We start from the raw sequence: 22,571 nt of genomic DNA on the forward strand, positions 1-22,571 counted from the left end.
GCTAGCCAACAAATTGTCAGACCGATATAAAAAGAACTCTGGACCACATAATGGCTCCAGAGTTCTTTTCTGACAAGTTTATTTTGATTTTACTTTAGGTAGGATTTTAGAACCTTTTACCTTTTTCTCTAGTTCCCAGGTTTCAGGGTTCTTGGGGTCGTATTGTTCAAGAAAGCGGATTACTTCTTTTGCAATCGGTGTTGGGGTAGAAGCACCAGAAGTTACCCCTACTGTGTTAACACCTTCAAGCCATGAAAGATCGAGCTCAGTAATGTCACCGATACGGTAAGCCGGTGTGCCAGCAATTGATTGAGATACTTGAGCTAATCGATTGGAGTTGTTGCTGATCGGGTCTCCTACTACAATGACAACGTCAGTATCCTTTGCTTGTTCTGCGACAGCTTCTTGGCGCACCTGCGTGGCCATGCAGATTTCATTATGAATTTCTGCTTGTGGATACTTCTCCATCGTACGATTCATAATATCTGAAACGTCCCATTGACTCATCGTCGTTTGGTTCGTAATAATAATCTTCTCAGCTGACAGATCTAATTCTTCAACATCATCCAGTGTTTCAACAAGATGAACAGCGTCTGGAGCTACACCCATTGCTCCTTCAGGTTCAGGGTGGCCTCGTTTTCCGACATAAACAATGGCATACCCTTCATCACGCTTTTCGCGAATCAAATCATGTGTACGGGTCACGTCAGGGCACGTAGCATCTACGGTAGTCAGCCCTTTTTCTTTGGCTAATTCCCGCACTTCGGGAGAAACTCCGTGAGCGGTAAAAATTACAGTACCTTTTTCAACTTCTCGTAAAATCTCAAGCCGGTTCTCCCCATCAAGAGAAATGATGCCTTCATCTTCAAACGCATCTGTAACGTGTTTATTATGAACAATCATACCTAAAATGTAGATCGGGCGAGGCAGGTCAAGATTGCTGGCAGCCTGGCGTGCGAGTACCATCGCATCAACCACGCCGTAGCAATAACCGCGTGGTGAAATTTTTACAACGTCCATAGTAGCCTCCTTAAAGCGTAAATTGCTATCTGGCTCAAGCCCATTATACTACGAGACTTTTAGAAACGAAAGACATGTGCAAGTATGTAAGTTAAAGCTTATCACTGCTTGGAGAAAGTATTTATGATAAAATGTTTAAGCATAATGAATAGACCTAGTTAAGAGCTTATGTCTCTTAACAGTTCAGGAGTGGAATATATGAAAGCATTTCAGCAATTTGAGTTAAATGAAGGCCTCATACAAGCATTAGAAAGTGAAGGTATTCAAAAGCCGACCTCCATACAAGAAAGATTAATTCTTCCCATTCAAAGAGGAAAAGATGTTATCGGCCAATCCCAGACTGGAACAGGAAAAACCCTTTCATTTCTGTTGCCGATCGTAAACCAAATTAATCCAGAGAAAAAACAAGTCCAAGCTGTGATTACAGCTCCAACGAGAGAACTTGCTAATCAATTGTTCACAGAACTTGAAAAGCTCTTACAGTTTGCTCCTAATGATAATATCAAAGCAAAACGTGTAATTGGAGGAACTGACCGCGGAAGAGGAGTGGAACAGTTAAAAAACCCTCCTCACATTGTAATTGCGACTCCTGGCCGGCTTAATGATATGGTCATAAAGGAACAGGTCCTAGATGTTCATGAGACGCCGGTGTTAGTAGTAGATGAAGCTGATCAAATGCTTGACATGGGCTTTATTGAACTGATTGACCAAGTGGCTGGCCGGATGCCGGATGATTTGCAAATGCTTGTTTTCTCGGCGACAGTCCCAGAAATGCTGCAACCTTTCCTGAAAAAATATATGAATCAACCCCGGCACGTTCAAGTTGAACCCGAGCATGCTTCTCCGCTTGAAATTGATCATTTCTTACTACCATTAAAAAGTAGAGAACGCTTAGAGTTCACAACCGAAATTGCCAAAAGTCTACGCCCTTATCTTGCGTTAGTATTTGCTAATACCAAGCAAGAAGCGGATGAATTATTTGAACTGCTTCACAGCGCTGGTTTAAATGTAGACGTCTTACATGGCGGTCTTAAGCCCCGGCAGCGTAAGCAGGTAATGCGTCGCTTGAATGAGGCAAGCGTTCAATATGTGGTTGCAACAGATTTAGCAGCAAGAGGCATGGATATTGAAGGGGTGAGCCATGTCATTAATACCGGTCTTCCTAAAGAATTAACCTACTATGTTCATCGGTCCGGCAGAACAGGACGTGCGGGAGCTACTGGTGAAGTATTTACAATTGTAGACAAGCAGGATGAACCGGCTATTGAAAAGTTGATGAAAGAAGGAATTACGTTTCGATATACCGATCTAAAAAAGAACGAGTGGCGTCCCCTCTCTTCGTTGGGTACGGGATTTAAGCCAGGAGAAAAGAAACGACAAAAACCAAGTGCTGACGGAAGAGGAGCACCAAAACGTCCGACCAAAAAACCAAAACAAGTAAAGCCAGGATATAAGAAGAAGCATGCTAAAAATAAAAAACAAAGAGGCAAATAATTGATTGCTTAGATGTGAAAGGTGAGAGGTAAAATGTTATTAGGATCACACGTATCGATGAGCGGAAAAAAGATGCTGCAAGGCTCTAGCGAAGAGGCCGCTTCTTACGGCGCCACAGCTATGATGATCTATACAGGAGCTCCGCAAAACACGAGGCGTAAGGCAATTGAAGATTTAAATATCGAAGCCGGAAAAACACACATGGAAAAAAATGGAGTAGAAGAATTGGTTGTGCACGCCCCATATATTATTAATATCGCCAATACTCAAAAGCCGGAGACATTCCAGCTTGGGGTTGATTTTCTTCGTTCCGAAATTGAACGAACTGAAGCGCTTGGTGCCAAGCAAATTGTCCTGCATCCCGGAGCTCACGTCGGAGCTGGCTCAGAAGAAGGTATAAAGAAAATTATTGAAGGGATAAACGAAGTCCTTCATAAAAATCAGAACGTAGACATTGCCCTTGAAACTATGGCTGGAAAGGGCTCGGAAATTGGACGCACCTTTGAAGAGATCGCGGCCATCATTGATGGGGTAACTTTGAATGAAAAACTTTCGGTTTGTTTTGATACGTGTCACGTTCATGATGCGGGCTATGACATAGTAAATGACTTTGAAGGAGTTATTAAAAGCTTTGACCAAATCATTGGACTGGATCGATTGAAAGTCCTTCACATAAACGACAGTAAAAATGAGTGTGGAGCTCAAAAAGACCGTCATGAGAATATCGGATTTGGCCATATTGGTTTCGAAGCTCTTGCTAATATCGTGCATCATGAGAAATTTACCCACTTGCCAAAAATCCTTGAAACGCCATATGTAGGCACGGACAAGAAAAATAAAAAGCCTCCATACAAACATGAAATCAGCATGTTGACTGAAAAGGAACATGACCCTAAAATGAAAGACCAATTAATAGCACAATAAGACATATTAAAGAAGAATTTACTTTAAAGAAGTGCTCCCCTGGAAAGTTTTCTTGCATAATTTATTTTTTTATGCGTAGATATTTTTAGGGGAGCTTTCACAAATGGCAATATGAAGTGAGTTTTCCTAAGCGAAATAGCCAAGCAAAAAATTGTAATTTAAAACCTCTGTCATAGAGGGAATATCAATGTGAATGTAAAAGTTTATAAAAAATATTGGGATTTATAGTGGTACTTATATTACATATTTAGTATACTTAACATAAAGATGATGGAAAATTATTCATAAATAGGGTGTAGGGAAGTATTTAAGGAGGGTGTCGTGTCTATGGCTTATTCCACGATAAAACCAAACTTGACGGAGTACGCCTCATCCTTTGCGGCTCTTAGTCGGGAGGTTCAATTGGTGGTAAGTCACGAAGGTTCAATCGTAACCATGAATAAAGTGGCTAAGCGTTTTTTTAATGATGTGGATAATTGGTTTGATATACTTCAACCAGAAGATAGAGAGAAAGCACAAGATTTTTTTGCAAATTTACACAAAAGCCAGGGTGCGCGTAGAATCAGGCTAACTCACTTCACGGAGAAAGGAAAAAAGACGTTTAGTTATGAAGGTATGGAGGACCGGGGACACGTAGTTTTGGTTGGGAAAATACCCGAAGAAGCCTCAACACAGATTGCTGGAATATTTACAATATTAAAAAAATTGAAATACCCGGCCTTGTTGGTGGACAACCAGTTAAATGTTGAAATGATGAATGAGACAATGGAAGAGATTGTTGGTGCAGACGATAAAGTCGAAGCTTATTCTTCCTTGCATGATCTTTCAGCAGCAAGTGGGGCAGGAGAAATTGTATTTGAGACTATCGTGGCTTCTTTATCAAAACAAAAGACGGCGTACAATATGTATGATGATGGTGAATGGCAACAATTGGAAATTGTTTCGATATACTTACCCACTGAGAAGAAAGCGGTTGCAATGGTGCTGGATGTCTCTTCCCAATTCAAATATGAACAGCTGCTCACATATCAGCAGCAAATGGAATCTGTCTCACATCTAGCAGCAGGTGTAGCTCATGAACTTAGAAATCCATTATCGGTTATTAAAGGGTTTCTCCAACTTTCTAAACTCACAGATTCATTTGAAAAATATGAAAAAACGATTCTTTCTGAAGTGAACCGTATGAACAATATTATTGAAAATTTCTTATCCATGGCTAAACGAAGGTGGAAGCACGAAATTCAGAAGCCAACAGTGGTGTTCGATGAATTAGATGATATAATTCGATCCGAGTGTATGCTGCAGGATATTACGTATACCTCTGAATTACACCGGGGCGACGAACAGTCAAAAATGAATAGCACAATGATAAAACAGGTAGTGTTAAACCTATTGCGAAATTCGTCTGAGGCATTACAAGAATCAGCTCGAAACGTAAAGAGTTTTACGCTCGAAACATGGGTGGAATCCGCTTATTACCACATTCGCGTAAAAGATAATGGTACAGGAATGTCAGAAGAGACATTGCAGAAAATGGGCCGCCCGTTTGTAACAACTAAAAAGGAAGGTACAGGGGTAGGAATCCCATTGTCTAAAAAGATTATTGAAGACCATGGAGGTTCATTTAAAATTCAAAGCCAGCTCGGCCATGGGACAATTATTGAAATGAATATTCCATTGCTGGAAGAGTAAAGTGAGTACAAGTACAGCGCCGCTAAAACAGAAGTGGTTAGCGACAATAATAACACAGTGTTGTACCTATAAATACTGGTGCCCAGCGAGTACCAGCCGGTGCAAATTCCGAACAGGGCCATTTAGGTTAGCAGTGACATTCAACAGATGGTTGACCTCATCTCTTTTTGGTAGAACTCACAGCCAGAGTTGGTTCCAGTTACTACCAAGAGGGAGGTTTTTACTATCCCTAGAACAAGTCAAGCCCCTGCTTCAACAGGGTGGCAAGGCTCCGCGCACAAGTATACCGGAGCTTTTTTTCGTGTAGTGAAAGGAATCCGTAACCATTGCTTCCTCCATCCTTCCCTTGTGAGTACCGTTACTATGGATTGGTACAGTTTGTAATCTGGGTATTTTCACCATATATGTACGGATTTAGGCAGTGATACTTTGTACAGCGTAATAGGTTTTGTTTGACTCAAGAGATCCTGTTTGGTATAAATAGAAGATATGATGGAAGGGCGTCGATTGTCGGGCGTCTTTTTTCATGATTTCTAAGCGCGGGAACCAGCGTCAATCGGTCTTTTCTATAGAGATTTTTTACTAACTAGCCAGGGTGGACAAGTTTGTTTTTAGTTCACATGCTAACAGAAATTAATGGAGGTGAGCACCTTGAAAAGTTTGGCTATCGTCATTTTATCATTAGTGTTTTTATTAACAGCATTTGACAGCGTCCAAATTGAAGAACGGTTAAATACGTTTGAAGAACAGCAAGAAGAATTGGCTGCTGTCGAAGAATTAGCAGAAGATGGAGCTGACCATCTAACGTCCGGTTTGGCTGATGAAGATATCGATTATCACCAGCTTAAGGAGGCTGCGCAAACAGCGGAGCATCTGTATGAGGCGTCAGAAGGAGCGTTTTCCGAAGAGTGGGGTCTTTATTTATCTTATCATTCATATGAAGAAGGAATCGATCCTTACCTGGCTTTCGAACTGCTTCGCATAGAAACAGGTGATAAGTTTGACCCGGACCTTGTTGGACCTGAAACTGTCCATGGACATGCATATGGATTAGGACAGTTTATGAAAAATACCGGGCCTTGGATTGCAGATAAAGCTGGACTTCCTTATGAAGACGACTTTTTATTTGATCCATATTATTCAATGAAGTTAACTGTCACTTATCTCGATTACCTTTATGAAGAATTCGGCAATTGGGACGAAGCATTAACTGCATATCATCGGGGAGTTGGCGGGATGGAACAATACGTGCAGGAAAATGGCACCGCTAGAAGCTGGTATGCCGAAGATATACAAGAGAATGCAAAAGAACAACAAGAGTTATTATCGAATAACTAAAAGAAGGACTCCGATTTTTTCGGAGTCCTTTTTAGTCGTCGACTTCGTCTTCAAATGGGGTGGCTTGATTGTACAATTCAAGTTGGCTACGAATGAGTGGTTCGCCAAGTTGGGGCTGAACGTAAGCATAAGTTCCATCCGGCAATTGTTCTCTCGCTTTTACATTATCTGAAAAGGCAAAGGTAAAGACGTCTTGTAATTTTTTCTTTGCTCTAGCATCATACACGGGAAAGAGGATTTCGACTCTTTTTTCCATGTTTCTGGTCATCCAGTCGGCAGAGGAGAGGAAGTATCGCTCCATTCCTCCTTGATAAAAATAAAAGATCCTACTATGTTCCAAAAAGCGGTCAATAATACTGCGGACCCGAATGTTTTCACTAATCTCTGGTATACCGGGCCGTAAGCAACAGATTCCCCTGATTAATAGATCAATTTTCACTCCTGCCCGACTAGCTTCATATAATTTGAGAATAATTGGCTTATCTGTTAATGAGTTCATTTTTGCTTGAATGTATCCATTTCCATGTTGGTGATGAGAAGTGATTTCTTCATCAATTAATTGCAGGAAATAGTCGCGTGTCTCAAAGGGAGTAGCCGCTATTTCATTCCATTGAGGTTTTTCACTGTAGCCGCTCAAGTAATTGAAAAAATGAGTAGCATCTTCGCCGAAGCTGCTTCTAGAGGTTAATAGTCCGATGTCTGTGTATTGTTTAGCTGTGGTTTCATTATAATTTCCGGTGCCAAGGTGAACGTAGCGTTGAATGCGTTCACCTTCTAGTCGAACAACGAGTGTAATTTTACTGTGGGTTTTTAAGCCGGTGAAGCCATAAATAACATGAACCCCAGATTTTTCAAGCATCCTTGCCCATTGAATGTTATTTTCTTCATCAAAGCGTGCTTTTAATTCGACCAAAACTGTAACCTGTTTGCCGTTCTCTGCTGCTTTTAACAGAGCGGCTATGATAGGGGAATCACCGCCAACTCGGTACAATGTTTGTTTGATTGCTAACACTTTGGGATCTTCTGCGGCTTGCTGAATGAAATCCACTACTGGTTGAAATGACTCATAAGGATGATGCAAAAGAATATCCTGGTGGTCAATCGCATCAAAAATGTCGTCCACCCAGAGAAGGTCAGCAGGCGGCTGAGGAATAAGTGCTTGGTTGGTAAGGTGTTCATATTCTGGACCAAGTTCTTTATAGAATTCAAACAAAAATGTTAAATCCAACGGACCTTTTAGTGTGTAAATATCGTTTTCATGAATTTCGAGCTCTTTCATTAAAAATCGTTCCACCCGATGGTCCATGAGACCTTGCTGAATTTCTAGTCTTACAGCTGCTCCCCATTTTCTTTTCTTGAGTTCTTTTTCAATTTCACGCAACAAGTCACGGGCTCCTTCTTCATGAAGAGAAAGATCTGCATTTCTTGTAATACGAAAAGGAGAAACTGAAAGCACTTTATAACCTGGAAACAATAAATCGATGCAATGCGAAATGACATCTTCGAGCAATACATAGGTTCTTTGTATTGGGTCGTCCTCTTTGATCTCAATGAAGCGGGAAAGAACACTTGGTACTTGAACAATAGCGAGAGTAGGTTCTCCTTTGGTGGTAAGGTCCTGTAACATAACAGCAAGATTAATGCTTTTACTTAACAGCATTGGAAATGGACGGTATGCATCAACGGCCATCGGGGTTAAGACGGGAAAAATATATTGCCTGAAATGTTTTTTTACGATGGCCTGTTCTTCGGAGGTCAGCTCTTCAATTGAATTAAACGTAATATATTCTTGCTTAAGAAGTGGCAGCATCGTTTCCGTATAAACAGTATCCTGGCGTTTAACCAATTTGCGGTTGATTTCGCTAATAGCTCGCAATTGCTGCTTTGGGGTTAACCCAGATTTGTTTTCTGGTTTGTTGAATCCAGCTTCTACCTGGTCTTTTAAACCTGCTACACGAACCATAAAGAATTCATCGAGGTTGGAACTAAAAATCGCTAAAAATTTAATCCGTTCTAAGAGTGGGTTTGATTCATCTAATGCTTCTTCAAGAACTCGTTCATTGAAAAATAACCAACTAAGCTCGCGGTTGTTATAATATTTAGGGTGATGCAGATCTGGAAGTTTCTTAATCTCATCTTTTTTCAAATGTTGCGCCCCCTCTACCTGCTCTGAATCCAGCTTTACCGTACATAACCAACTTTATCATCCATTTTATGTTATGGATTGGCTGATTGATGCGTCTAACCTTTAATAAATTCAAACATACAAGCCGTGCCCAGGGCTTTTTCTAGATGTTTCTTGTGTTTGTCACACGCTTGAATTTCAAAGTGGGGGTCACGGTCAGGGTCGTATTCAATTTGAAAATGCAGTGCCCCTTGTTTATTTATAATATTTACATTCGAAATGATACTTCTTCGTGTTAAATGAAGGCTATAACTTAATTTTAAAATAGCCCCAAGTTGTTCGTATTGGTTTAATTCTTGTGATGTAAAGAAGCCATTAAATTCTTGAGCGCGCTTTTTAAAGAGTTTCCGGGACTTAAATGAAGCGATCAAGGCCATAGCTGCCCGCTCGCGGTGGGAGACTCCGTCAATTGAGCGATGAAGTAATAAGTAAAAGGTATGGTCGCTGCTAGAGGATTCATCAATATATTCACCAAGATAAACTACCTTTGCACTCATTCGCAGTATTTCTCGGTTGTTTGCTGGCAAAGGGTTATTACCTGCATGCTCTGCAAGTTCATCATATAACATCAAACTGGTAATCAATACACTATTTGTCAGGCCAGCTGGTAAATCATACTCTCGTTCAAGTTGATAAAAACTTTCTTCGGAAACACTCGGAAAACAATCCATCTCTAAAGGTTTTAACAGTGTGTCAAAGAGCAGACCGTCTCTTAATCCTTTATTGCTTAATACAAATTGGGGAGCGGCTGTATATTGAACGAGTTCATTCAACAGAGCGACTGCAGGAACGATAATATCTGCTCTGTCTTTTGAAAGCCCATCAACTTCTAAACGTTTAACATAAGGGAGAGCAGCCAGGTACTTTAAGGTTTGATTGACACTTTCTGCTTCCATTGGGTATTGATGCAAATTAGATAAAGGGTATCCTTGCTGGCGTTGATGAATTAAAGCCATGTTTCGTGCACTGCCGCCAATGCCGGCTATAGGAACTTGGGCGTTTTTTAACCAAGGGAGTTTAGCAAACTGGTTCTGTACAAACGAACTAAGCTCGGCTAGGCGTTTATCGTTTGGTTCAGCCCCTTGAAAGAATAACCGTTCTAGCGTAAGGGCTCCAAAGTCAAAACTATAGGTGTGAAGGAGTTTGCGGTTTTTAAACAATGTAACCTCTGTGCTGCCGCCGCCAATATCAACAGTGATACCATCTGTAAGCGGGGTGGAGTTGATGACAGCTACATAGCCATAGTAGGCTTCTTGATGTCCAGAGAGAACTTCAAAGTCCATGCCGCTTTTTTCTTTAATAAATGATAATATTTGCTGCTGATTGGAGGCATGGCGCACAGCTGCAGTGGCTATGCCGCGAATGTTGGTTACTTGATGGTCTTCAATAATTTCATTAAAACGGACAATTGTTTGTTCAAGAGCGCGGAACCCTTCTTCAGTTAATTTGCGGTCTTGGTCAATAAAATTGCTTAATCTGGCGACATCTTTAACGTTATGTATTTGCCTGTACCCCCGTTTTTCATCAACTTGATGAATGACAAGTCGAATGGAGTTGGATCCCATGTCAATGACAGCAACTTTTTCTTTGCTATGGCGATTCATTGTACGAACACCTCGTTTTTTTACCTTATTTTAATTCCTCTACCTTTTACTGTAATGCTTTCCATTTTAGTCAACTGCCACGCTTTAAAAATAGCTGCTAAAAAGAACTAGGTTTTGTCGGAAAAATAACGCTACTTTTATCATACTTAAAGATGCTTAATCACTACAAGGATTAATACATTTACACGGAAGGGGAGGTCCGTTATAATAAATAAAGGCTAAATCGTAATGATTCTTATAAGTGGAGGATACCATGTTTACGGATAATAAGATTCCCGTAGTAGATATAAAAAACCTTTCTTTCCGATACGGAAACCAATATGTGTTAGAGGATGTCTCCATGCGTCTCGCTCCTGGTGCTTTTTTAGGCTTAGTGGGCCCGAATGGTTCAGGTAAATCGACGTTACTTAAAAGCCTGCTTGGCTTACAGCAGCCGCAAAAAGGGGAAATCCGCCTATTCGGAGAAAAAGTTGAGAAGTATAAAGGATGGGACCGGATTGGCTACGTTTCCCAAAAAGCGAATAGCTTTAATGCTGGTTTTCCAGCTACCGTTTTTGAGGTAGTATCCATGGGCCTCTTCGGAAAAAAGGGCTTGTTCCGCTTTTTAAACCGAAAGGATAAACAAAAGGTGAGAGAAGCCATCGAATGGGTGGGGATGACACCGTATGAAAAGCGTAATATTGGCGAGCTCTCGGGTGGACAACAGCAACGCGTATTTATTGCACGAGCCCTTGTTAGTGACCCAGAACTTTTAATTTTAGATGAACCTACCGTGGGGGTTGACGCAAAGTCTGTGCAGAACTTTTACACGATGCTTGAGGGGCTAAACAAAGAACATGGGCTGACGCTTCTGCTAGTGACTCATGATGTGGGAGCTATGACAAGACATGTAACAGATGTCGCTTGTTTGAATAAATTTCTTCACTTCCACGGTTCTTCGAAAGAATTTGAAGCGAATCAAGATTTGTCCGCTTTCTATGGCCATGATGTTCATTTACTGACGCACGAGCACGGAGGCCATGGTTCATGATAGAGGTATTTTTTCGATTTGAGTTTTTACAAAATGCTTTTTTTACAGGCATCATGATTGGATTTCTCGCCCCGTTGTTAGGGGTCTTTCTTGTGGTGAAACGAATGTCGCTGATCGCTGATGCGTTATCGCATGTAACCTTAACTGGTATTGCATTCAGCTTGCTTATGAGTAAGTATGTAACGGCGTTTGTGCTGGTAAACCCTCTATATATGGGGATTGCTTTTTCAGTGGGAGGCGCCCTTTTAATCGAGCAATTACGTCATGTATATACGTATTATAAAGAATTGGCTATTCCCATTATACTGTCAGGCGGTATTGGCCTGGGTGTGGTGTTTATTTCTCTAGCAGATGGCTTTAATACCGATTTATTTAATTATTTGTTTGGCAGTGTTATTGCTGTAACTCGTGTTGATCTTTGGACGATCCTTGGGATTACTGTTATTGTTACTACCTTTATTATTATTTTTTATAAAGAATTGTTCTTTTTGTCATTTGATGAAGAACAAGCAGCTGTAGCTGGACTGCCCAGACGGTGGCTTCACCTTATGTTTATTGTAATGGTAGCTCTTGTGATTGCAGCGTCGATGCGAATAGTCGGTATTCTGCTCGTCTCTGCCTTAATGTCGTTACCTGTGGCAGCAGCTATGCAATGGGCGAAAAGCTTTAAGCAAATGTTTATTTTCGCCATTTTAATTGGAGAAGGCGCGGTTGTTTTTGGCTTAATTTCAGCTTATCATCTGGATTTGGCTCCTGGGGGAACCATAGTTATGCTCGCAGTGGGTATTTTAATTTTATCTATATCTGTTAGGAAGTTAAGGGACGGAACGGTCGTAAGCTTGCGTTCTATTCGGCGGCCGGCTTAATGGAAAAGCTTTTATTAATTGGTACATTTCTAGTAAAATAGGTTATGTAATGAATGGAGAGCGCCTGTAATGGAGTTTTTAGAAGCATTAACGTTCATTGAAAGAGGAGTTGTAGCTGGTGTTTTAATTGGCATTATTGCTCCTTTAATTGGTTCATTTCTTGTGGTGCGCCGTGTTTCCGTTATATCTGAATCGTTATCACACGTAACCTTAACCGGCATTTCTGCAGCTGTGCTTTTATCACAAACACTAATGTGGGTGGAAGGTTTGAACCCCTTATATTTTGGTGCGCTGTTTGCGTTAGTCGGATCATTGTTAATTGAGAAATTACGGCAAGAGTATCATCACTTTCAAGAGCTGGCCATCCCAATTATCCTTTCAGCCGGCATCGGTTTAAGTGCAGTGTTTATTAGTATGGCTGAAAGTGGTTATAACGAATGGTTTTCGTATTTGTTTGGGAGTATTGTTTCGGTGACCCTGTCGGATTTGTATTTTATCTTAATTACTAGCGGTGTGGTTTTGACCATTGTCATACTAATGTATAAAGAGCTGCTTGCTGTTTCCTTTGACCAGGAATTTGCCAAAGTGACCGGAATATCTGTTCGGAGTATTAATTTTCTTTTTTCCGTGCTAGTCGCCTTAGTTATTGCCCTGTCGATGCAAGTAGTAGGGATTTTGCTTGTTGGTGCGTTAATAACACTGCCAGTGGCAGCAGCTATTCGAATTGGAGCCAGTTTCCGGTCAATTATCATTTATTCGATAATTTTTGGTGAGCTTGCCGTATTGCTTGGCGTTTATTTCTCTTACCATTTAAATATAGCAACAGGCGGCACGATCGTCATGACAGCCATAACCATATTGTTTGTAGTGTCTTTAGGCAAGCGTCTTTGGCAGTGGACTACGGCAGCATAATGAGGTGACAGTATATGAATGTAGAGGAAGCTCTTGAGCGGATGAAAGAGAAAGGCTATAAACACACAACGAAGCGCCAAGAAATCTTGGAATTATTTGCGCGTGATTCACGGTATATTTCCGCCAAAGAAGTGCTCGATTATATGCAGAGTCGTTATTCCGGATTGAGTTTTGACACAGTGTATCGTAATTTATCTATATTTAGCGACATTGATATTCTCGAGATGACTGAACTTGAAGGGGAGAAGCGCTTTCGGCTTAGCTGTGCAACCCCTCACCACCATCACCATATGATTTGTATGTCATGTGGGCGGACAAAGCATGTCCATGCTTGTCCGATGGATACCCTTGACCCGGTAAAAGAGGAGTTTGAGATTACCGATCATAAATTTGAAATTTATGGGTATTGCCAAGAATGTAAAACAACACCTGTTAATTAACGTCAGAAAGCTAAAATAAGCGAGGGTGGCATAAACGTCATTGCCCCCGCTTATTTTAGCTTTTTTTGCGTTTAGGTATGATTTTTAATGGCTTGCATACACTAGGAAGGTGACAAAATCGTTATCCTGTCATAGTTGTGAGGATATCCGCTTTTATTTGCTTTAACCGTTCTTCTGCTTCCTCCTGAGGAATAAAGCTTTTTAACAAAAACGTCAGTGTAGGATCTTTTTTCCAGTCTGAAATTAATTCTTCATAAACATATGGTTTTGTAGCACGGAGCAAAGACGTGATTTCTTGAAGAGGAATATAGGATGGGTCCTCTAACCTGAGCAATTCTTGAAAATAAGTATAGTATTGCTCCTGATAGCGAGGATTATCTGGCAGGCAGTATATCATCATTTCAAACATTTGGATGTGCCGGAGCACTTGCTCTTCTGACTTTTGCACGGTGGATCCGCCCCTTTTTTATTTTCTTATTTGGACAACTGTTATTTACTATGCGTTTTATTATACGGAGCATTTCCTTCAGAGCGGTTCGAATGATGTCGGAGCCTTAAGAGTTTTTCTCGTTTGTTTTCGACAGCTTCAAAAAACGGGGTTGAAAGAGAATAGAGCTACTACATAAGCATAAAAAAACTTAGGAAATCACCATGACTTCCTAAGCTTTCTCGGTTGTATAGACCGGATGGCTTTCGACCCACTCATCGACCCATTCTTTAGCTTCATTCCAGTTATTCACCCTGATAACCTTTTCTGGAAGATCGCCTCGGTTATAAGGTGTATCCAATAATATCACTGGAATTTGACAGTGGTTTGATATATTAATGGCATTATCATATTTGTCTTCAAAATAAATATCAAGGCAGTGGTTATCAATCGTAGTTAATTTATCGTGTTGTCCAATCAGTTCAATGTGTTCATAAGGGATGGCGTTATGGTCAAACCATTTGGTGGTTGTTGGCTGCAAATGGTTGCCGCGGGCGCTTATATAGGTCATCCGGTGTTGGTGACTCCATGCTTTTATCGCCTCATAAGCACCTTGAGCCATCGCTGCTTCTTTATAAATAGTGTCTTCATGAGCCACCATCCATTCCCAAAACATGGCCTCTGATATGCCTAGTACTTTGGTTAAATCATACGTGGTAATATCCTCAAGAGTGATATTCGTTTGAAAATGATGATTTAAATATGGGACAAATGTGGCAGGGTCTGTTACTGTCCCATCTATATCAAAACCAAAATGAAGCTGCTTTTGCTCTTTTGTCATAATCATCCTCCTCACCATAATTATCATAGCATAAATCCTCTTTGCCTTAAACGAATTGCCAATCATTACACGGCTAAGGTATCGCTGCACTGCACAAGATAAAAATGCTCTTCACTATTGGAGGGCAGGAGGTGGAATTTTGATGAGAGATGAAGAGAAGTTCGAGGAAGAATTTAACGAACGTGAGCCGATAGAAGAAAAATGGCCGGATTATACGCAGGAAACGGCTGCAGAAGTAGCTTCGCCAGGGGTTGGGAGCAGAGAAAACATTAGTGAACCGGAACGAGAAGAAACTGAACAGCGAACAACTATGGAAAGCAACGTTAATAACGACAGCTTAGGGAAAGGAATCGGGATTACCTCTATAGTTCTCGCGATTTGTTCTTTATTCTTCTTGCCGGTCGTATTAGGTGGTCTAGCCATTTTAGGTGGTTTCTTTGCAAGAGCTCAAGGAGCTTCAACTTCTGGTTATTGGGCGATGGGTATCGGTGCCTTCTCTATCATTGTTGCCTTGTTTTTCGGTCCGTTCATGTAACAAGATTCCTCTAACCACATGAGGAAACCCCCTTGTGTTCAATACAAGGGGGTTTTTATACGTTTGCTTAGGAAGTTGGAGTGGAAGCAGATTCTTCTTCAGCTTGTTTTTTATAATGCTCTTCGGCTATTTTGTCGACTTCTTTTTTCAATTCTTCGACCATCGTCTCTTCAGGGACTTTTCTTATAATTTCACCATGCCTGAATAAGAGACCTTCGCCTCGGGCTCCGGCAATTCCAATATCAGCTTCTCTTGCTTCTCCCGGTCCATTTACTGCACATCCCAGAACTGCCACTTTGATTGGTGCTTTTATGTTAGCAATATATTCTTCGACATCATTGGCGATACTAATAAGGTCGATTTCAATTCGCCCGCAGGTTGGGCACGCTATTAGCGTGGCTGCATTAGAAGCAAGGCCAAAGGATTTAAGCAGTTCACGTCCTACTTTAACTTCTTCTACAGGATCGGTACTTAACGAAATACGTAACGTATTTCCAATTCCCTTATGGAGAATCGTACCTAAACCAGCAGAACTTTTAACGGTGCCGGCAAATTTTGTTCCTGATTCAGTAATTCCTAAATGAAGAGGGTAATCAAAGGCCTGGGCGGCTTTTTCATATGCTTCAATGGCTAAGTGAACGTCCGAAGCTTTCATGGAGACGATAATGTCATGAAAGTCCAGCTCCTCAAGAATGCTAATATGATGTAACGCACTTTCAACCATGCCATCAGCTGTTGGATACCCATATTTATCTAAAATACGTTTTTCTAATGAGCCAGCATTTACACCTATGCGAATCGGGATATTTTTTTCTTTGGCAGCTTCTACTACTGCTTCTACTTTCCAGCGTTTTCCAATGTTCCCTGGGTTGATCCGAATCTTATCTGCGCCGCCTTCAATGGCTTTCAATGCCATTTTGTAATCAAAATGAATATCCACTACGAGAGGGATGTTAATTTGGCTTTTAATATGAGGAATGGCTTCGGCGTCTTTCATTTCTGGGCATGCAACCCGCACGATTTGACAGCCAGCTTCTTCTAGCCGGTGGATTTCTTTAACCGTTTCTTCTATGTCATGCGTTTTTGTGGTCGTCATACTCTGAACGACAACCTCGTCATTTCCCCCGATAACGAGATTACCGACTCGTACCGGTCGAGTGTTGGTCCGGTGAGTCAATTCAGTCATCTGTTCATCCGCCCCTTTATTCTCTTGATGTGGAGAGCTCTCCACAATTTCTGCATTGTTAAAACACTTAGTCTAGTACATTGTAGCAACGTTCGACATCAATAAGCAAGCGCTTTGGGTTAGTTTGTTCCTTCATCCGAACTTTGATAGTGTGGAAAGAGATACGTACGACCACTTATAACTTCATGTACGGATGTCCCTTCGTTTAAGGACATAAAGTCTTCTTTTACATCTTCAATCGATTTGTCTACTGGTTGGTCGTGTATGGATTCTACGACCGTAAGCACTGTATCGCCGGGTTCAACGAGCACCTCTTTATAGGGCGGTGTCTGTTCTTCTTCACTGTCTCTATGTACCTCGGGTTCGCTTGGGTCATCCAGCTCTTCTTCTTCATGCTCTACTGGTTCTTCCGAATGAGTGGGAAGTGTCCCCAAGGTTATGTCATACGCGACAGCAGCGACGATTGTTATGCAAAATAAAAGAAACCACCATTTTTTCAAGGACAACCCCTCCTCTCAGCCATGTGTATGCATGAAAAGCAAGAGTTATGCATTTTATCCGTAATTTTTTACAATAATTCATAGAACGTTTCATTTATTTCTCTTCTAATAAATGGTTAAATATGATACATAATAAAAGAGAAAGTGGTTAACAAAGGAGAATCGATATGAAATTACGAAAAAGTTGGTTTGTTACCTTGTCTTTTGCCATGGTATTTTCACTGGGACTAACTCAGCCTGCTCAAGGTGTTGCTGAGCCAGGAGATGTTATCTATACATTAGGGGAGGATCTTGACTCTACTCAGCGTTCTAATTTACTTAATGAAATGGGTGGAGATGAAGAATCTCACATTGTGGAAGTGAGCAATGAAGAGGAGCATGAAGCGCTAGGTGCTTATGTCAGTGCGGAGCAGATCGGTTCAAATGCTATTTCTTCTTCAAGAATCACAATTGAAGAAGAAGGTGAAGGCATAAACGTAGAGACACACAATATCAATTGGGTCTCTGAAGGCATGTATGCCAATGCGTTAATAACCGCCGGAGTTCAAGATGCTGAAGTATATGTAACCGCGCCATTCGAAGTCTCGGGGACAGGGGCTCTTACAGGTTTGTTGAAAGCGTATGAAGCAGAAGCGGATATGGAAATTACGGAAGAACAAAAACAGGTGGCCAACGAAGAGATGGTACGGACCGCAGAGCTTGCGGATGAAGTGGGAGAAGAGGATGCTACTGAACTGATCACCCGTATCAAAGAACACCTGGATGATGAGTCCATTGAAACAGAAGAAGACCTTCGCGACCTGATTGATCAAATAGCTGCAGAGCTGGGTATTGAGCTAAGTGAAGAAAACCGGGAGCAGCTCGTTTCTTTGTTTGACCGGATGAAAGACTTAGACATTGACTGGAACCAAGTCCAAAACCAACTAAACCAATTACGCGATAATTTTGATGATTGGGTTGATTCTGGTGAAGCTGAGAACTTCTTTTCAAATCTTATGGATTTCTTAAATGAATTAATTGACACGGTACAGGGCTGGTTCACCACGGAACAATCATAACAGCTAACACATCAGCCGCGTTATGAATGTTTTTCCTAACAAATGCACAAAGGCTTTGGCGGAATCAGGCTATCGTTCAAGAAACAGTAAAAAAGAGTTGCCCATCTTGGGGGCAGCTCTTTTTTAAAGATAAATGTTTTTTTTTATCAAGTTTCTTGTGACTACTCCAACTAGTGAAACCTGTTCAACGCCCAGGGCGTACACTAACTAGTCACCATCTTCTCCTTCGTGACCAAGTGGGGTTCTCGTGGTAAGATGGGGGATAAGGAAGACGTAATGAAAGGAGAGAAAGGTGATGGCTTGGCTTGATATAAGTAGCTTCGGCTTTCTGGTTATATTTTTGGCGACAACTTTTTTGATTGGCGAACTGCTTGTGAAATCCAAAGGGATATTTGGAGCAATTGGAATTCTCTTGATGGCGTTTTATTTTGGACATCACATTGATGGAGTATCAGGGTTATGGGTCATTATTTTATATGTGGCCGGACTTGCTTTAATTATATTTGATGGAAAAGTAATAAGTGATGGAACAGTAGCTATTTTTGGTATCGTTTTGATGATTATTGGTGTTGCTGTTCCCACACCAGATATGGTTTATGGTCTGCTTGTCACTATGGGCATCATTCTTGGTGGTTTTTCGGCCGCTTTGTTTTTAAAAGTGTTTCCGCGTCGTGAGCTTTGGACGAAAATCACGTTGCGTGATCGTTTAAGTGGTGAAGAAGGCTACAACTCGATCAATGAAAAGTATCATGAATTAGTAGGCAAAGAAGGAAAGGCGATTACCGATTTTCGTCCTACCGGCACTATTGAAATCGAAGGAGAAGCATACAGTGCAACCAGCGGTGGTCAGTGGTTGAAAAGCGGTACAAAAGTTACGGTGGATAATGTAGACGGGACGCGAATTGTAGTGCGCCAAAAAGCGGGAGAAACAGAATCTAATGAATAGTAAAAGAGGCTGCCACAAAGACTCATTTTGTGGCAGCCTCTTAATTATAATAGGCAAGATGCAACGGCAACTGTTTATGCAGATTTTGAGGATTTCGGGCGTGGCAGTTTTTTAAATACGAGGGCCAGCATAACTATAGCCACAGACCAATAAATAGTAAACCCAAATGGCACTGCTGGAAAGATAGCATCTAAGAGTGCTATGAAGGTGGTTGGCAATGTAACAGCATAAGCGCTCATGACCCAGATATGTTTATACGTTAACTTGATCTGTATTCTTTTTTTCAGGATTAAACCGAATAGGGACAGGGCCGTTATACCTATAAACTTCATCGCCGTAGTAAATACATACATTAAGATCAATACTAATGGCAAGAAGATCGGCAGCAGGTCATTAAACGTTTCTACAAACATAGTCAAATCATCATCGGAGAGTGTTACTTCACCGAACTGGTCATATGTATAGCTTTGCACTTCACTGCCTTCTACTAGCAGAGCTTCGTTTTCCAGTGAGGCCAGGGCGGAACCTTTATCGATTAACGTTTCACGATCAATTTCTCCTGACGGGTCAAAATAAAAAGTGCCTTCTGATGTTTCTAGTTCAATTGGTACTTCCTGATCGGAATGGAGTTCGCCGTTTTCAATAGTAAAAGCAGGCAGGTCGTGATTCACCACTTCCTCAGCTTGGCTTAAAGTAGACAACGTAGAAGATGCTAACATCCAACCTGCTGGAATACTAGTTATTAACATAAGAACGAAAACGTAGCGTATAGTTTTACCAATCCCTTGAAACCTTAATTGAGAAATAAATGCCGGGTTGTACATGCTTTTTACAAACTGTTTAAATACGCTCAATAAACGCACATCCTTTATTATCCCTGATACTGAAACCAAAACTTGATAAAAAACATGTTTTTATTGTAAGGGGAAGAACCTTCTAACTACAAGCTGTCCTTATATCGTCATACTAAATTCTCGCCTTATAGTCATAAAATCTTCACATAGTAGGAGAAGGGAGCAATTAGAGCCTCAGCATATTTTATCGAGGGTTTATAAAAAATCTTAATAAAATCTTTACAATTCATTAAAGGTGGCTCAATATTGTGCGCGTAAGCTGAAATAGGTTTATAAAGATACTGTACATCTTGGGGGAGGAGCATCCATGGAGACACAGGAGATTCTATTTACATTTCTCGGGGGCCTGGGCATCTTTTTATTTGGGATTAAATTTATGGGTGATGGTTTACAAAAAGTTGCTGGCGACCGCCTGCGGGAGATTTTGGACAAGTTTACTAGCAACCCAGTAATGGGGGTTCTAGCTGGTATTTTTGTAACGGTGCTTTTACAGACAAGTACCGGAACAACCGTGTTGACCATCGGCTTAGTTAATGCCGGATTTATGTCATTAGCACAGGCCATCGGTGTTATTATGGGGGCAAATGTTGGAACTACTGTCACAGCATTTATTATCGGGATTGATATAGCAGAGTATGCCCTTCCTATTATTTTCCTTGGAACAACCTTGATTTTTTTCTTTAGACATAAGAAAACAAATAACTATGGACAAGTACTGTTTGGCTTCGGTGCTTTATTTTATGGCTTAACTTTGATGGGTGAAGGGGTAAGCCCTTTACGAGAAGTGCAGGCCTTTGAAGATTTAACAGTTAGTATGAGCGAAAATCCAATTCTCGGCGTTATAATCGGAGCCGTATTTACTGTCAGTGTGCAAAGTTCGACGGCAGCTATTGGGTTGTTACAGCAATTATACGGGCAAGGTGCGATGGATTTAGCAGCAGCTTTGCCGGTTTTATTTGGTGATAATATCGGTACAACTATTACCGCAGTGCTCGCCTCTATCGGTGCTTCAATTGCAGCTAAACGAGCAGCATTAAGCCATGTTATTTTTAACCTGGTCGGTGCCACGATTATTTTAATAGTCCTTGTGCCTTATACGAACCTGATGGCTTATTTTCAGGAGACTTTGAACTTGAACCCAGAGATGACTATTGCGTTTGCCCATGGGATATTTAACGTGTCCAATACAATTATTCAATTGCCATTTGTAGCTTTGCTTGCGATTGTCGTTACGACGCTTATACCAGGTAAAGAAGTGGAGATTGAGTATAAACCTAGACATCTTGATCCTTCGTTTATTCAACGCTCGCCGGCGATTGCGCTTGGGCAGGCACGCTCAGAAACACTCCGGATGACGGAGTTCGCAGAAAAAGGCTTAATCGAAGCTCAGCAATATTTAAAAACAAACCAAAAACGACATGCAGAATTAACGATACAGTTTGAAGAAGCCATTAATAACTTAGACCGAAAGATTACCGAATACTTGATGATGATCTCTGAGCGCTCACTTTCTGATGAAAATTCACAGCTTCATTCGATGCTCATGAATACGGTGCGTGATGTTGAACGGATCGGGGATCATATGGAAAACGTAATCGAACTTGTCGATTACCAGCTGACTAATAAAGTTACACTTTCTGAAGAAGCTGTGGCTGATTTGGAAGAAATGTTTGAATTAACCTTGCAAACGATGAAAGATGCAGTCAGCTCCTTTGAAAACAGTGACATCGAAGCAGCTAAAGAAGTGGTGCGTCAAGAAGAAGAAATTGACCGCTTGGAAAGAAAGCTTCGTAAAAAGCATATTCTTCGTATTAATGAAAGCCGTTGTTCCGGTTCGGCAGGAATTATATTTGTAGATATTGTAAGTAACTTGGAACGTGTAGGTGACCACGCCGTAAATATTGCAGAAGCAGTTTTACAAGAAACAGAGTAAGGGAAAAGCAGAGCCGTCGGTCGTTTTTAAAAACAACGGCCGATGGCTTTATGGCTCATAGCCGTATTTTTAGAATTTGTAATTGGTGGGGGAGCTATGCTACTACTTATATTAGCTTTGATATGTTACGGTTTAGCTTGGGTAGGATTAATCTACCCTTTATTCCCTAGTGTTCTCTTCTACGTCGGCGCGCTCATATTTGGGGTGACGTATTTGGGCTGGGGCGAAGTAGGTATAGGATTTTGGCTGATTCAATTCGTTATTCTTTTATTGCTTCTTATTGTTGATTATTTAACAAGTATGCTTGGCATTGAAAGAAGTGGCGGTTCAAAATGGGCAGTGTGGGGAAGCTTACTTGGCTTAATCATAGGTCCTTTTGTTCTTCCCGTCTTCGGCATTGTAATTGGGGTAGTGATTGGAGCTATACTAGGAGAGATTATTGGCGGTGCTAGAACGTTTCGTCATTTATTATCGATTGGTTCTGCTTCATTACTTGGGTTTTTAGCTGGTGTAGTCGTAAAAGGAATGGCTTTATTAGGTGGTTTGATTTACTTTTTTATTGTGCTTTAATTCAGCCCTGAAACCATAGGAAGAGTTTGAATCATATTTTTTGAAATTAATTTTGGTCAAGTGATTGACAGAATAAGCAACTGGTGCTATTATAATTTTCGTTGCTTAAAACACAGGCGATTGACTTGAAAATGGCGGCGTAGCTCAGCTGGCTAGAGCGTACGGTTCATACCCGTAAGGTCGGGAGTTCGATTCTCTCCGCCGCTACCATTTCAT

At 41.1% G+C, this 22,571-nt stretch carries 21 protein-coding genes and 1 tRNA gene; 14 read left to right on the forward strand and 8 right to left on the reverse strand.

What is annotated here, in order from left to right; translation table 11 throughout:
- Positions 1 to 78 precede the first annotated feature (78 nt).
- Positions 79 to 1,020 (reverse strand): 4-hydroxy-3-methylbut-2-enyl diphosphate reductase, encoded by a 942-nt coding sequence (locus tag D469_RS0112510; protein WP_018923737.1) that lies wholly within the window; start codon positions 1,018 to 1,020, stop codon positions 79 to 81.
- A gap of 198 nt (positions 1,021 to 1,218) precedes the next feature.
- Between D469_RS0112510 and D469_RS0112515 the strand changes: the two genes are divergently transcribed.
- From D469_RS0112515 to D469_RS0112530, 4 genes are all read left to right on the forward strand, one after another.
- Complete coding sequence (locus tag D469_RS0112515) at positions 1,219 to 2,514, forward strand: DEAD/DEAH box helicase (protein WP_018923738.1); 1,296 nt, start codon at positions 1,219 to 1,221, stop codon at positions 2,512 to 2,514.
- A gap of 33 nt (positions 2,515 to 2,547) precedes the next feature.
- Positions 2,548 to 3,438 carry a deoxyribonuclease IV gene (locus tag D469_RS0112520; protein ID WP_018923739.1) on the forward strand — a complete coding sequence of 297 codons (891 nt, stop codon included), beginning with the start codon at positions 2,548 to 2,550 and terminating at the stop codon, positions 3,436 to 3,438.
- 327 nt (positions 3,439 to 3,765) lie between these two features.
- Complete coding sequence (locus D469_RS0112525) at positions 3,766 to 5,130, forward strand: two-component system sensor histidine kinase NtrB (protein ID WP_018923740.1); 1,365 nt, start codon at positions 3,766 to 3,768, stop codon at positions 5,128 to 5,130.
- 651 nt (positions 5,131 to 5,781) lie between these two features.
- Positions 5,782 to 6,468 (forward strand): lytic transglycosylase domain-containing protein, encoded by a 687-nt coding sequence (locus tag D469_RS0112530; protein ID WP_018923741.1) that lies wholly within the window; start codon positions 5,782 to 5,784, stop codon positions 6,466 to 6,468.
- A gap of 31 nt (positions 6,469 to 6,499) precedes the next feature.
- Here D469_RS0112530 and D469_RS0112535 read toward each other — a convergent pair whose 3' ends face one another.
- Complete coding sequence (locus D469_RS0112535) at positions 6,500 to 8,614, reverse strand: RNA degradosome polyphosphate kinase (RefSeq protein ID WP_018923742.1); 2,115 nt, start codon at positions 8,612 to 8,614, stop codon at positions 6,500 to 6,502.
- Between the two features lie 95 nt (positions 8,615 to 8,709).
- Positions 8,710 to 10,257, reverse strand: a complete 1,548-nt coding sequence (locus D469_RS0112540) for a Ppx/GppA family phosphatase (protein ID WP_018923743.1) — start codon at positions 10,255 to 10,257, stop codon at positions 8,710 to 8,712.
- Positions 10,258 to 10,510: 253 nt separating this feature from the next.
- On the opposite strand from D469_RS0112540, the gene D469_RS0112545 reads away from it, so the two are divergent.
- The 4 genes from D469_RS0112545 (at position 10,511) to D469_RS0112560 (ending at position 13,505) form a co-directional block, all read left to right on the forward strand.
- Positions 10,511 to 11,287, forward strand: coding sequence for a metal ABC transporter ATP-binding protein (locus tag D469_RS0112545; RefSeq protein ID WP_018923744.1), 777 nt, complete (start codon positions 10,511 to 10,513; stop codon positions 11,285 to 11,287).
- On the forward strand, positions 11,284 to 12,153 hold the full coding sequence (locus tag D469_RS0112550) for a metal ABC transporter permease (RefSeq protein ID WP_018923745.1): 870 nt from the start codon (positions 11,284 to 11,286) through the stop codon (positions 12,151 to 12,153). Before D469_RS0112545 ends, D469_RS0112550 begins: the two co-directional genes overlap by 4 nt.
- A gap of 69 nt (positions 12,154 to 12,222) precedes the next feature.
- Positions 12,223 to 13,065 (forward strand): metal ABC transporter permease, encoded by an 843-nt coding sequence (locus tag D469_RS0112555; RefSeq protein ID WP_018923746.1) that lies wholly within the window; start codon positions 12,223 to 12,225, stop codon positions 13,063 to 13,065.
- 14 nt (positions 13,066 to 13,079) lie between these two features.
- Positions 13,080 to 13,505 (forward strand): Fur family transcriptional regulator, encoded by a 426-nt coding sequence (locus D469_RS0112560; RefSeq protein ID WP_018923747.1) that lies wholly within the window; start codon positions 13,080 to 13,082, stop codon positions 13,503 to 13,505.
- A 121-nt stretch (positions 13,506 to 13,626) separates the two neighbouring features.
- Here the strand turns inward: D469_RS0112560 and D469_RS0112565 are convergent, their stop codons facing one another.
- Positions 13,627 to 13,953 (reverse strand): hypothetical protein, encoded by a 327-nt coding sequence (locus tag D469_RS0112565; protein WP_018923748.1) that lies wholly within the window; start codon positions 13,951 to 13,953, stop codon positions 13,627 to 13,629.
- Between the two features lie 211 nt (positions 13,954 to 14,164).
- Positions 14,165 to 14,773 carry a hypothetical protein gene (locus D469_RS0112570; protein ID WP_018923749.1) on the reverse strand — a complete coding sequence of 203 codons (609 nt, stop codon included), beginning with the start codon at positions 14,771 to 14,773 and terminating at the stop codon, positions 14,165 to 14,167.
- 139 nt (positions 14,774 to 14,912) lie between these two features.
- Here D469_RS0112570 and D469_RS0112575 point away from each other — a divergent pair, with 139 nt between their 5' ends.
- Positions 14,913 to 15,308 carry a hypothetical protein gene (locus D469_RS0112575; protein WP_156816989.1) on the forward strand — a complete coding sequence of 132 codons (396 nt, stop codon included), beginning with the start codon at positions 14,913 to 14,915 and terminating at the stop codon, positions 15,306 to 15,308.
- Positions 15,309 to 15,375: 67 nt separating this feature from the next.
- On the opposite strand, the gene ispG is transcribed toward D469_RS0112575, so the two are convergent.
- The gene (ispG, locus tag D469_RS0112580; RefSeq protein WP_018923751.1) at positions 15,376 to 16,494 is read right to left on the reverse strand and encodes a flavodoxin-dependent (E)-4-hydroxy-3-methylbut-2-enyl-diphosphate synthase; all 1,119 of its coding nucleotides are present in this window, start codon (positions 16,492 to 16,494) and stop codon (positions 15,376 to 15,378) included.
- Positions 16,495 to 16,613: 119 nt separating this feature from the next.
- Positions 16,614 to 16,994, reverse strand: coding sequence for a hypothetical protein (locus D469_RS0112585; protein ID WP_018923752.1), 381 nt, complete (start codon positions 16,992 to 16,994; stop codon positions 16,614 to 16,616).
- A gap of 167 nt (positions 16,995 to 17,161) precedes the next feature.
- Here D469_RS0112585 and D469_RS0112590 point away from each other — a divergent pair, with 167 nt between their 5' ends.
- Together D469_RS0112590 and D469_RS0112595 are read left to right on the forward strand one after the other, a co-directional pair.
- A complete protein-coding gene (locus D469_RS0112590; protein ID WP_018923753.1) occupies positions 17,162 to 18,052 on the forward strand; it encodes a DUF1002 domain-containing protein in 891 nt (296 codons plus the stop codon).
- A 295-nt stretch (positions 18,053 to 18,347) separates the two neighbouring features.
- A complete protein-coding gene (locus D469_RS0112595) occupies positions 18,348 to 18,998 on the forward strand; it encodes an NfeD family protein (RefSeq protein ID WP_018923754.1) in 651 nt (216 codons plus the stop codon).
- Positions 18,999 to 19,072: 74 nt separating this feature from the next.
- Here the strand turns inward: D469_RS0112595 and D469_RS0112600 are convergent, their stop codons facing one another.
- Complete coding sequence (locus D469_RS0112600) at positions 19,073 to 19,852, reverse strand: DUF1189 domain-containing protein (RefSeq protein ID WP_018923755.1); 780 nt, start codon at positions 19,850 to 19,852, stop codon at positions 19,073 to 19,075.
- Between the two features lie 307 nt (positions 19,853 to 20,159).
- Between D469_RS0112600 and D469_RS0112605 the strand changes: the two genes are divergently transcribed.
- The 3 genes from D469_RS0112605 (at position 20,160) to D469_RS0112615 (ending at position 22,565) form a co-directional block, all read left to right on the forward strand.
- Positions 20,160 to 21,785, forward strand: coding sequence for a Na/Pi cotransporter family protein (locus D469_RS0112605; RefSeq protein ID WP_018923756.1), 1,626 nt, complete (start codon positions 20,160 to 20,162; stop codon positions 21,783 to 21,785).
- 96 nt (positions 21,786 to 21,881) lie between these two features.
- Entirely contained in the window at positions 21,882 to 22,355 is a 474-nt protein-coding gene (locus tag D469_RS0112610; protein WP_026286230.1) for a DUF456 domain-containing protein, read from the forward strand.
- A 133-nt stretch (positions 22,356 to 22,488) separates the two neighbouring features.
- Positions 22,489 to 22,565: transfer RNA gene (locus D469_RS0112615), tRNA-Met, on the forward strand.
- Positions 22,566 to 22,571: the final 6 nt, after the last annotated feature.

The sequence above is a fragment of the Salsuginibacillus kocurii DSM 18087 genome, assembly GCF_000377705.1.
GTDB classification, from domain to species: Bacteria; Bacillota; Bacilli; order Bacillales; family Marinococcaceae; genus Salsuginibacillus; species Salsuginibacillus kocurii.

Excerpts from the sequence above, each read along its gene's own strand:
- D469_RS0112510 (WP_018923737.1), bottom strand. The coding sequence starts at position 1,020 with ATGGACGTTGTAAAAATTTCACCACGCGGTTATTGCTACGGCGTGGTT.
- D469_RS0112515 (WP_018923738.1), top strand. The coding sequence starts at position 1,219 with ATGAAAGCATTTCAGCAATTTGAGTTAAATGAAGGCCTCATACAAGCA.
- D469_RS0112520 (WP_018923739.1), top strand. The coding sequence starts at position 2,548 with ATGTTATTAGGATCACACGTATCGATGAGCGGAAAAAAGATGCTGCAA.
- D469_RS0112525 (WP_018923740.1), top strand. The coding sequence starts at position 3,766 with ATGGCTTATTCCACGATAAAACCAAACTTGACGGAGTACGCCTCATCC.
- D469_RS0112540 (WP_018923743.1), bottom strand. The coding sequence starts at position 10,257 with ATGAATCGCCATAGCAAAGAAAAAGTTGCTGTCATTGACATGGGATCC.
- D469_RS0112545 (WP_018923744.1), top strand. The coding sequence starts at position 10,511 with ATGTTTACGGATAATAAGATTCCCGTAGTAGATATAAAAAACCTTTCT.
- D469_RS0112550 (WP_018923745.1), top strand. The coding sequence starts at position 11,284 with ATGATAGAGGTATTTTTTCGATTTGAGTTTTTACAAAATGCTTTTTTT.
- D469_RS0112555 (WP_018923746.1), top strand. The coding sequence starts at position 12,223 with ATGGAGTTTTTAGAAGCATTAACGTTCATTGAAAGAGGAGTTGTAGCT.
- D469_RS0112560 (WP_018923747.1), top strand. The coding sequence starts at position 13,080 with ATGAATGTAGAGGAAGCTCTTGAGCGGATGAAAGAGAAAGGCTATAAA.
- D469_RS0112570 (WP_018923749.1), bottom strand. The coding sequence starts at position 14,773 with ATGACAAAAGAGCAAAAGCAGCTTCATTTTGGTTTTGATATAGATGGG.
- ispG (WP_018923751.1), bottom strand. The coding sequence starts at position 16,494 with ATGACTGAATTGACTCACCGGACCAACACTCGACCGGTACGAGTCGGT.
- D469_RS0112590 (WP_018923753.1), top strand. The coding sequence starts at position 17,162 with ATGAAATTACGAAAAAGTTGGTTTGTTACCTTGTCTTTTGCCATGGTA.
- D469_RS0112595 (WP_018923754.1), top strand. The coding sequence starts at position 18,348 with ATGGCTTGGCTTGATATAAGTAGCTTCGGCTTTCTGGTTATATTTTTG.
- D469_RS0112605 (WP_018923756.1), top strand. The coding sequence starts at position 20,160 with ATGGAGACACAGGAGATTCTATTTACATTTCTCGGGGGCCTGGGCATC.
- D469_RS0112610 (WP_026286230.1), top strand. The coding sequence starts at position 21,882 with ATGCTACTACTTATATTAGCTTTGATATGTTACGGTTTAGCTTGGGTA.